The 9044-nt window shown below is 45.3% G+C and carries 12 protein-coding genes; 5 read left to right on the top strand and 7 right to left on the bottom strand.

Annotated features, from left to right (window positions below; translation table 11 throughout):
* The 4 genes from A3751_RS10345 to A3751_RS10330 form a co-directional block, all read left to right on the top strand.
* A partial coding sequence (locus A3751_RS10345) for a glucose-6-phosphate dehydrogenase (protein ID WP_197466273.1) occupies positions 1-883 on the top strand: 883 nt, incomplete at its 5' end.
* A 12-nt stretch (positions 884-895) separates the two neighbouring features.
* The gene (pgl, locus tag A3751_RS10340; protein WP_068455403.1) at positions 896-1618 is read left to right on the top strand and encodes a 6-phosphogluconolactonase; all 723 of its coding nucleotides are present in this window, start codon (positions 896-898) and stop codon (positions 1616-1618) included.
* A gap of 8 nt (positions 1619-1626) precedes the next feature.
* Positions 1627-3096 carry a decarboxylating NADP(+)-dependent phosphogluconate dehydrogenase gene (gnd, locus tag A3751_RS10335; RefSeq protein WP_197466272.1) on the top strand — a complete coding sequence of 490 codons (1470 nt, stop codon included), beginning with the start codon at positions 1627-1629 and terminating at the stop codon, positions 3094-3096.
* A 159-nt stretch (positions 3097-3255) separates the two neighbouring features.
* On the top strand, positions 3256-4275 hold the full coding sequence (locus A3751_RS10330) for a putative solute-binding protein (RefSeq protein ID WP_068455405.1): 1020 nt from the start codon (positions 3256-3258) through the stop codon (positions 4273-4275).
* A 291-nt stretch (positions 4276-4566) separates the two neighbouring features.
* Here A3751_RS10330 and A3751_RS10325 read toward each other — a convergent pair whose 3' ends face one another.
* From A3751_RS10325 to A3751_RS10295, 7 genes are all read right to left on the bottom strand, one after another.
* Positions 4567-5013: a hypothetical protein gene (locus tag A3751_RS10325; protein ID WP_068455402.1), complete on the bottom strand. Its 447-nt coding sequence runs from the start codon at positions 5011-5013 to the stop codon at positions 4567-4569.
* A gap of 605 nt (positions 5014-5618) precedes the next feature.
* A complete protein-coding gene (locus tag A3751_RS10320; RefSeq protein WP_068455399.1) occupies positions 5619-6110 on the bottom strand; it encodes a pyridoxamine 5'-phosphate oxidase family protein in 492 nt (163 codons plus the stop codon).
* 105 nt (positions 6111-6215) lie between these two features.
* Complete coding sequence (locus A3751_RS10315) at positions 6216-6584, bottom strand: DUF3703 domain-containing protein (RefSeq protein ID WP_068455396.1); 369 nt, start codon at positions 6582-6584, stop codon at positions 6216-6218.
* A gap of 30 nt (positions 6585-6614) precedes the next feature.
* Positions 6615-6986, bottom strand: coding sequence for a hypothetical protein (locus tag A3751_RS10310; RefSeq protein ID WP_068455393.1), 372 nt, complete (start codon positions 6984-6986; stop codon positions 6615-6617).
* An 81-nt stretch (positions 6987-7067) separates the two neighbouring features.
* The gene (locus tag A3751_RS10305; protein ID WP_068455390.1) at positions 7068-7361 is read right to left on the bottom strand and encodes a hypothetical protein; all 294 of its coding nucleotides are present in this window, start codon (positions 7359-7361) and stop codon (positions 7068-7070) included.
* Between the two features lie 19 nt (positions 7362-7380).
* On the bottom strand, positions 7381-7722 hold the full coding sequence (locus A3751_RS10300; RefSeq protein WP_068455377.1) for a hypothetical protein: 342 nt from the start codon (positions 7720-7722) through the stop codon (positions 7381-7383).
* A 99-nt stretch (positions 7723-7821) separates the two neighbouring features.
* The gene (locus tag A3751_RS10295) at positions 7822-8175 is read right to left on the bottom strand and encodes a hypothetical protein (RefSeq protein WP_068465796.1); all 354 of its coding nucleotides are present in this window, start codon (positions 8173-8175) and stop codon (positions 7822-7824) included.
* Positions 8176-8740: 565 nt separating this feature from the next.
* Between A3751_RS10295 and A3751_RS10290 the strand changes: the two genes are divergently transcribed.
* Positions 8741-8971 (top strand): CopG family transcriptional regulator, encoded by a 231-nt coding sequence (locus tag A3751_RS10290; RefSeq protein WP_068455370.1) that lies wholly within the window; start codon positions 8741-8743, stop codon positions 8969-8971.
* The last annotated feature ends 73 nt before the right edge of the window (positions 8972-9044 follow it).

The following is a 9044-nucleotide window of genomic DNA, read 5'->3' as shown; positions in this document are numbered from 1 at the left end:
TTTTGTTGAGTATGTGGAGATTACCGGCGCAGAATCCTTGGGAGTTGAGGGGCGCGGAGGGTATTACGAAGGCGCTGGTGCTTTGCGTGATATGTTTCAAAACCATCTACTGCAAGTGCTTGCGATGGTCGCGATGGAGCCTCCGGCCGCGATCAACTCGGATTCTACCCGTGACGAAGTTGTAAAATTGCTGCAAAGCCTGCAACCACTTAGCGAACATGATCTGCAGCATAATATGGTGCTGGGGCAATACACGGGCTCTCAGGTGCGTGGAGAGTCTCTGTACGGCTACCGAGAAGAAGAAGGTGTCTCACCTGACTCGAGAACCGAAACCTATGTTGCATTGAAAATGCAGATCAATAACTGGCGTTGGAGCGGAGTGCCCTTTTATGTTCGAACAGGTAAGCGCCTGCCGACACGAGTAACCGAAGTCGTCATTCATTTTAGGCCAACACCGCACCCCGTATTTGCCGCAAAGGCACCGAGAAATCGCTTGATTATCCGCATTCAGCCCGATGAAGGCATTGTGATGAAGTTTGGTTTAAAGAGCCCAGGGGCGGGCTTTGAAGCCGAAGAGGTTTCGATGGACTTTCATTATCAGGATCTGGGCGAGACGAAAGTACTCACCGCGTATGAGCGATTGTTGCTCGATGCGCTCAATGGCGACGCCACACTTTTTGCACGAAGCGATGCCGTTCAAGCCTGCTGGGAATTTGTTGAGCCCATACTAAGGTACAAAAATGACCACCATGATCCCGCTCTCTATGGTTATGCATGCGGAACATGGGGGCCTAAGGAGGCTTTTGACCTCCTGCAGAGGGATCAGCGTGAATGGCGTTTTCCGTGTAAAAATTTAGCCGATACCGATTATTGCGAGTTATAAAGGGCTGTTTCGATGTTTGAAATAAAAGTATTTGACGCGCCGCCTGAGCTCTTTGAGCAGGTAGCAGAGAAGTTAATGGCGTTCAGTTTTCGTGATAAACCTTGTCATGTCGCTTTGTCAGGTGGAAGTACGCCGATGGCCTTGTACCGTTTTATTTTGAACAGCCCTGTGAAAGACGGAATACAGTGGGACAACGTGCACTTTTGGTGGGGCGATGAGCGCATGGTTCCAGCGCTGAGTGAAGAAAGTAATTATGGCGAAGCGAAACGCCATTTTCTGGATGCGTTGCCGATACCCGCAGAGAATCTTCATCCTATCGATGGCGAAGCGAGCATGGCGGCGGAGTTGCTTCGTTTGGAAAAAGAGTTAAGGGAGCATGTCGAATCCTATCAGGGGCGGCCAAGCTTTGATTGGGTTTTATTAGGTGTTGGCGAGGACGGTCACACGGCATCTTTGTTTCCCGGAGCCGTGGATTACGACGCTGAAGAAAACTGGGTAAGTGCAGCGCACCCCAATACCGGGCAACCACGTATATCGCTTTCTGCAGAGACTTTATGTAATGCGCAAAACATTAGTTTTTTGGTCACAGGGCCGGGGAAAGCAGACATTATCAATGCATTGTTTGCAGATGACGATGAGTCTGAGCAATACCCAGCGGCAAACATATTTGCCTTTGAAGGTGAGACCGAGTGGTTGTTGGATGAAGCGTCCGCAAGCAAGTTAGTACAGGATTAGGAGGAGCCATGACGGGTTCAGTGGATCAGAACGTGGAAGGGGATATTGGCGTTATCGGGTTGGCCGTGATGGGGCAAAATCTGATTCTCAATATGAACGATCATGGCTTTAAGGTGGTGGCCTATAACCGAAGTGCCAGCAAGGTTGACGCGTTTCTTGAAGGTCCTGCAAACGGAACAAATATCGTTGGTGCGAGTTCAATAGAACACTTGGTTGCACAGTTGAAAGCGCCACGCAAAATCATGTTGATGGTGCGCGCAGGGGATGTGGTCGATCAGGTCATTGCACAACTCGTACCTTACCTGTCTGCCGGAGACATTATTATCGACGGCGGCAACTCAAATTATGATGACTCATCCCGGCGCTTAGATGCGTTAAAAAAGAAGGATATTCTTTTTGTGGGCACGGGTGTATCCGGTGGTGAAGAAGGCGCTCGGAACGGCCCCTCTATTATGCCTGGTGGCAGTGCGGAGGCTTGGCCGCATGTGCAGTCTCTCTTTCAGTCGATTGCGGCAAAAACGCCGAGTGGCGAGCCTTGTTGTGACTGGGTCGGAGCCGGTGGTGCAGGGCATTACGTCAAGATGGTACACAACGGCATAGAATACGGTGACATGCAGTTGATTGCAGAGGCTTACCATTTTATGTCGGAAGCCCTGCAAATGGATCATCAACCTATGTCGGCGGTTTTCTCGCAATGGAACGAGACAGAGCTCAACAGCTACTTAGTCGAAATTACCAGCGAGATTCTTGCTTATAAAGAATCGAACGGAACGTTTTTACTCTCTAAGATACTGGATAAGGCTGGACAAAAAGGCACGGGTAAATGGACGGGGATCAACGCTCTTGATCTTGGAGTTCCTCTCACTTTGATTACCGAATCTGTCTTTGCCCGTTGCGTCTCCTCCTTAAAAGAAGAGCGTGTTGCGGCTTCCGGTTTATTTGCAAAGCCCGATATCAAACTGAACGACCAATCTGCCTGGCTTGCAGATTTGCGGCAAGCATTGCTAGCTTCAAAGATCATCTCCTATGCACAAGGCTTTATGCTGATGCGAGCCGCTTCTGAGGAATTTGATTGGTCGCTCAACTATGGCAATGTCGCCTTACTTTGGCGCGAAGGTTGTATCATTCGTAGCGCGTTCCTAGAAAACATTCGTGATGCTTTTGATCGTGACCCAAACATTGCCTTTCTTGGTCTTGATCCCTATTTTCAGAAGATTCTTGAGAGCTGCCTTCCAGCCTGGCGCAGAGTTGTTTCCAAATCCTTTGAGTTGGGCATTCCCATGCCCTGTATGGCGGCCGGTCTTAATTTTCTCGATGCATATACCAGTGAACGGTTGCCAGCGAATCTCATTCAAGCTCAGCGAGATTATTTTGGTGCGCATACCTATCAACGTATTGATGACGCCTCCGGCGCTCATCACCACACTGATTGGACCGGACAAGGTGGAGGTGTGTCATCCACCAATTATGACGTGTAGCTCGTCGCCGCGACCATCTGCTCAAAGAATGTATCTCCCTTGATACAGATTAACTTGCAAGACAGCCTTGTGCGTTAGTCTGTATCCACTCCGTGTTGTACTTCATCGCTCTATTGAAGTGTGAGCCTACCCTTTTATTTCATGAGAGGTCTTGGCGAGATGAATACTCCAAATTACATATGTCAGTGTGTTGCGCGCTGTTTATTGGCTTTCGTCAGCGCTTCGCTCCACGCAAATCAGATAACGCCGCTCACCATGTGTGTTTTCGATTTCGTCGGTATTGGCGGCCCGGTTCATGAAGAGATGAAAGCCTACCAAATTGACGCTGTTCGCTGGGGCGTCGACCTCTCGCTTAAAGTCTATACCGATGATCGGGTCGCCTCGGAAGAGTTCAAAAATGGTGTCTGCGATATGCTGAATTTGCCAGACATACGTGCGCGGGAATACAACGACTTTACAGGTTCGGTGAGTGCGGTTGGGGCGCTCCCCACCTACAAACACTTGGGGATGGTCATCAAAACCCTAAGTCACCCAAGTGCCGCCGAGTTTATGCGCAGCGGTGACTATGAAGTGATAGGTATAGCGCCTATTGGCGCTGTATTCATGTTCGTGAATAACCGCCAAATTCACGCACCGCGAGACCTTGCTGCCAAGCGCATTACTGTTCTCGAGAATGCGCCTGCGACGGTTTACATTGCCAAACAGATTGGTATGACACCGGTATCCTCGAGCATTCGTAATGCACTGCAGAAGTTCAATAACCGCGTTGTCGACGTGACGGGGGCACCGGCCTTGGCCTATGAACCGATGGAAATGTACAAAGGCCTAGAACCGGATGGTGGCATAATCAACTGGCCTACCCTGCAAGTGACGATGCAGTTACTGGTGCGCTGGAAGAAAGTACCCGAAGGCTTTGGCCAGCAATCACGTGATCTCATGGCGAGCAAATACCATCAAGAAATTCGTGAAATCCGCCAGAGCGAGGAAGGGATTCCTGAGAAGTATTGGATTAACATCTCAGACGAAGCCAAAGATGAATGGAATGATTTCTTTCGGCAGGCACGAATTACTCTGCGAGGGGAGGGCGTGTATCACCCGAAAGCACTAAAACTGTTTGCCCGAGTCCGCTGTAAAATTGATCCGCATTTGGCAGAGTGCACCGCCAAAGATCAGGAGTGAGGCTTGCATTGAAATACCTAGATGAGCAAGCCAGATCTCGACAGAAAGCCATTGTTTTGAATACTTTTTATAGATCATCGGCTTTCACACCAAAGCGGACATTGCGCAAGTCGAAAACCTCCATCTGAAATGTGAGAAAAGCGGACGTTAAGTTAAGGCTGAGCTCTGAATAGGGCTACTGGAAAAGCAGACATTAGAACGCCCAGCTCACCGCGCGTAGTAATGTTGGCGACTTTGCTGCGTGTTTTGCAGGAAAGGTGCAAACATTACGGAGTCCGGTGGAGCTGCTGGTTATGTTGTCTTTGATTGAACAAACCTCGATAAACCAAGCACGATTAGCAAGCTTGATAAAATACCAAGGCCCGCCCCGGTATATACAGTTAACAGCACCAATGTTTCAACTACGTAACTAGCTGAGAAACCTTGGCCAGCCATTGGCAATGCTTTACTTGCCCCAAATACTGCTGACAGCGTAATAGAAAACCAAACTAAATACATGCTTAATAAACCTGACCAATAGGCTATTTTTAACCATTTATCTTTAAGAGAAAGTAACTCAAAGACGACACCAAATATCATAAGCGCCATGCCACTTTGAACCGCAGCCAAGTGAGCAGACAAAGCCATACGCGGATTTAGGAAATAAGGAATTAGACCACCTTGAATAAGGCCAATTAGAAAAAGTGTAGCCCCCCAGAATATGAGTTTGCCTCCAAGAGGCCCAATTTTAATCGTCAATTTTTGATTCCTTTCTGCTTATTCTGTTTAAAAGAGCAATTGATTATATCCTTCTAGCTAATAAATTCGATTACCCGAGAAGTAATAAAAAACATAACGCCTAGCTAAACGGCAAAATTTGATGGCAGCTTTTTTGCGTGTTTTTGCAAAAAGGATGACAGCATATTTTGTCCATTTGAGCTTCTTGTTAGGTGATTGATTGCCCTAGGTTTTTCTTTAGAATGGGGTGTTTTGGTCGCCACTCTTTTTCTCTTTATTGAAAAGAACCTTGAACTTCAATTCACCGATTATTTTTAATTCTACCATCAGTGAACACAACGATTCACTTCATTCTTGTTTGCTAAATCAACGACGCCAACCATCAAAGTTTTCCGCTTGGAATAAGCCAAAATTTATAGTTAATGGAACATGCTTCGGCTTAGCATTTTCTATAATTCGTGCAACATCATTGTACGATTTATGAACCAGTACAACCTATTGATTTTAATGCTTTTATGTCACCTAACGCCCAGCTAAACGGCGTAGTAACTGTGGCGGCTTTTTTGGAACAAAAAAGGTGCGACAGTTACGGAGTCCGTTTGAGCTGTTGGTTATACGTTTATTTACTACTGCCACAGGTGTTCCATCATTTTTGGATATTGCACAGGCCTAAAGTCATTAAATTTGATATCACGTACATGGGTAAAACTAGACCATATAAGCTTACTACCTTTAGACCAAGCTAACGGTTTTATGCGCTTATTTACAGCAGCTATCTCTTCTTTGGTAGCTTCTCGTAGCTGGCCAACAGTGCCATAAAGGCGAACACCAGGTGGCGATAGAAACTTGCCCTTGAATAATGACTTAAGCCAAAAGGATGATTTGGTATTAACAGCACTTAAACAAGCCTTATCACTATGGTTAAGGTTAGTAGCCAGTTTAGAAGTATACGTATCGAAGAAGTAACCTGTGAAATCATTTCGTAAAAACACAGTGCCTATTGGAGTTACATTTGGCATACCTTGGTCATCAACTGTTGCGATTGAGCAATGCATGCTTGATCTTTGGCTTGAGCCAATAACATTCGTAATTTCATTCCAGTGCTTTGCTAATTCCATTTAACTCTCCATTTCCTATTTACGTATAACGCTTGCCTTCAGCCGCCCACTTGTAGCGAATGACCGCAGGGAAGTAGCGGAAAGTGGGTCGGCTGCAAGGCATTGTTATACACCGACCTTGGCTTGTTGAATTAGTTTTTCATGCTCTTGGGTGAGCGGCATAACCCTAAATGGACTTACATTGCTGCCGCCAGTATTCCCTTTAGGAACTAGCCCGACAGCTGTTTTAGTTGCGGCGCCAACGATACGAAATGTTTGACCCAGAATTTCTCTTAGCGCCACGTTGCGAAGTGCCCACAAAAACATGAGCCAATGAACTTTGACGTGCCAATAAGTGGATTCTTGACCGAGGACATGTGCATTTTCTAAATGCGAAAATTCTTTCCGCGTGTTTCCATGCCGCCTAGCATGTATTGCTTGTTCCAGCTCTGCCTGGACGTGAGGAGCGATGTTTTTACTGAATTTACTGCTCATGTGATTTTCTCTTAGGGGTATAACGCTCCACTAAAGTGCGCGTTTTTTAGCGTCACTTTTCAGTGACTTGTTATGTTTATCGGGACCTAATGCCCATAGTATGTATAGAACAATTACAGACTCTGGAAGTATAAATTTCCCGAATATTTTAGCGCTAGTATAACCAAACAGCCACCAAACAGTAGGCATTGATACTAGCGAAAAGACTGTAGCGATATAAATAAATCTGGGCACATGCCACTTGATTGAAGTTTCTGGGTATTTGTTCCGGCTAAAAGCCCATTTTCTCCATACAGTAGAAACTAAATAGATAACAAGGAAAAAACCTAATACAGCTAGCCAATCAAGAGCCATTAAGTTTTCAATACTACAATCAGGATTACACGAAAAGAGACTATCCATAATCTTCACTGTTAAAATTAGGAAACATAACGCCCGCAACAGCGGCGAGCAACTTGTTGCGAGTCCTGTTGCTTGCGCTTGTTAAGGCTTGATCGCTGATTGAAGTTCATTAGATATTCCTGGCGCACAGCTTTCGGTTATGCATTTTTTAATAAGTGCTTTATTAGCCTCCTGAATGCTCCTTATGCGATGAATTGCCTGTTCGATATTACCAGACTCAATCTCGTTCAGCGTTTTATTGAAAAATTTGTACTCATTAATCAAACCAAGATGGAGTTGCTCGCTGTTAAACAAATGGAGTTTATCCAAGGTTCTTTCGGCTGAGAAATACATAACCCCAATACCAACAATAAGACCAGCAATAAATACTTTCATTTGATGCCTTAACGCTCAGCTAAGTGGCGCCGTTTACGGCGTCCTTGCTTGAGCGCCTGGTTAACTGCTGGGTGACGGGGATGGAAAATAGCGAAATGCTAAATAGAATTATATTGAACGCTGTAGTCCATTTTTGCTGAATAATTTCATAGTCCCTGTTAGCCGCAGCCAGCAATAAATCCGCTAACTGGTCATCAGTTAGCTTCAAAGAGCCATCCTTGATTAAGGCTGCCTTTTCCGCGACCTTTTGTTCAAAGCTCAGCTCCGCTGCTTGAAATGTTGTAAAGAAGCTATAAAACCTTACGTTCACAATGACGGCAATAAGAGCGTAAAACATATAAAGCAGTACAGTTTTTCTCATATATAACAACCAGAACAGTTAACGCCAAGCTAAGCGGCGCGCATTTATGCGCGTCCTTGATTGAGCGCCTTGTTAAGTGTTTTGTGTTTAATTAGAACGCTAGCCATCGCCGTCCCCTCCAAAGCCACCGGAATCGATGTGGCTACTGCCAGCACCGTCATCGGAAAGCCCCACACTATTTGAGTGCGAAGCCACTATAGCGGTAAGGAAGAAGAGCTCTAGTACGCGAGACCTTGATTTGCTAGAACCACTATATTGCGGTGCAGACCTTATATGACTAAGAGCGAAATTTAGAATGAGCAATGCACCGACCAATGGTATGCATAGTACGATTAGAGCTTGGAAAAATAATTGAATTGGCTCGTACATTTCCGATTTATGTGCGTAATAGATTGCCATGGCATCGAGGTATACCAGAGCTATCACGATTATCCATATCAGGTATTCGCTCATTATCTTCCTTACACTTAACATTTGAATATACGTCTCGCGACGCACGTCTTGCGACGGTATATTTTTTTGATTGTTGATCCTTACTTACTTGGCGGGTCCAACCATCCCTGAGCTTTCTATCCTAAGCAGAAAAGTGTCGTTTTGGAAGTACGCCTCGCGACGTATATCCTAATTTTGATTATCTCCATAAAGAAGCCAATAAGTTATTCAAATCAGCTACTTACAGGCACAGGTGTTTTCTTTGCATTTATATGCGTCTTGAGACGTATATCCTCACTAGCTATCGCTTCCAAAAGTAAAGATGGCGCGTTTAACTTTGATCCGCTTTGGTATGTTTTCTTTTAAAAGGGGAGCGCGATGGCAATGTCCGCTCATCACCAAAAAACCGCTGTAGCTTTATCTCGAGCCGCATGTCTACTATTTGGTGGCAGCTGATGGGGAGGCATACCGAATTTATAGTCCGCGTTTCACCATTCAGTAACATGATGCCACAGTATCTATATTATAATTTTACGCATTCTGGTGTATTATTGCATCATAACTGCACCGATCTATAGGTATCATTATGACAAGGCAAAGCATTACCCTAACGGAACAAAATGACACATGGCTCAGAAATCATGTCGATAACATCCGAGACTATTCCAACAAAAGCGAGTTGATCAACGATTTAATTCGAAGAGCCAGAAGAGCTGAGCTCATAAATATTAAACTGATGGAAGCTGAGCAAAGTGGATTTGTTTCTCAAAGTCCTGCTGAAATGCTTGAAGAGTTCAAAGAAGAACTGAAGCGTTAATGTATACATATCGAATTTCTGTAAACGCTAAGGAAGACCTTAAAAGAATTTACGCTTATGGAATTGCCGAATT

Source organism: Oleiphilus sp. HI0080 (assembly GCF_001635135.1).
The sequence above is the reverse complement of the archived record's forward strand: the minus strand, read 5'-3'. Positions and strand labels throughout refer to the sequence as shown.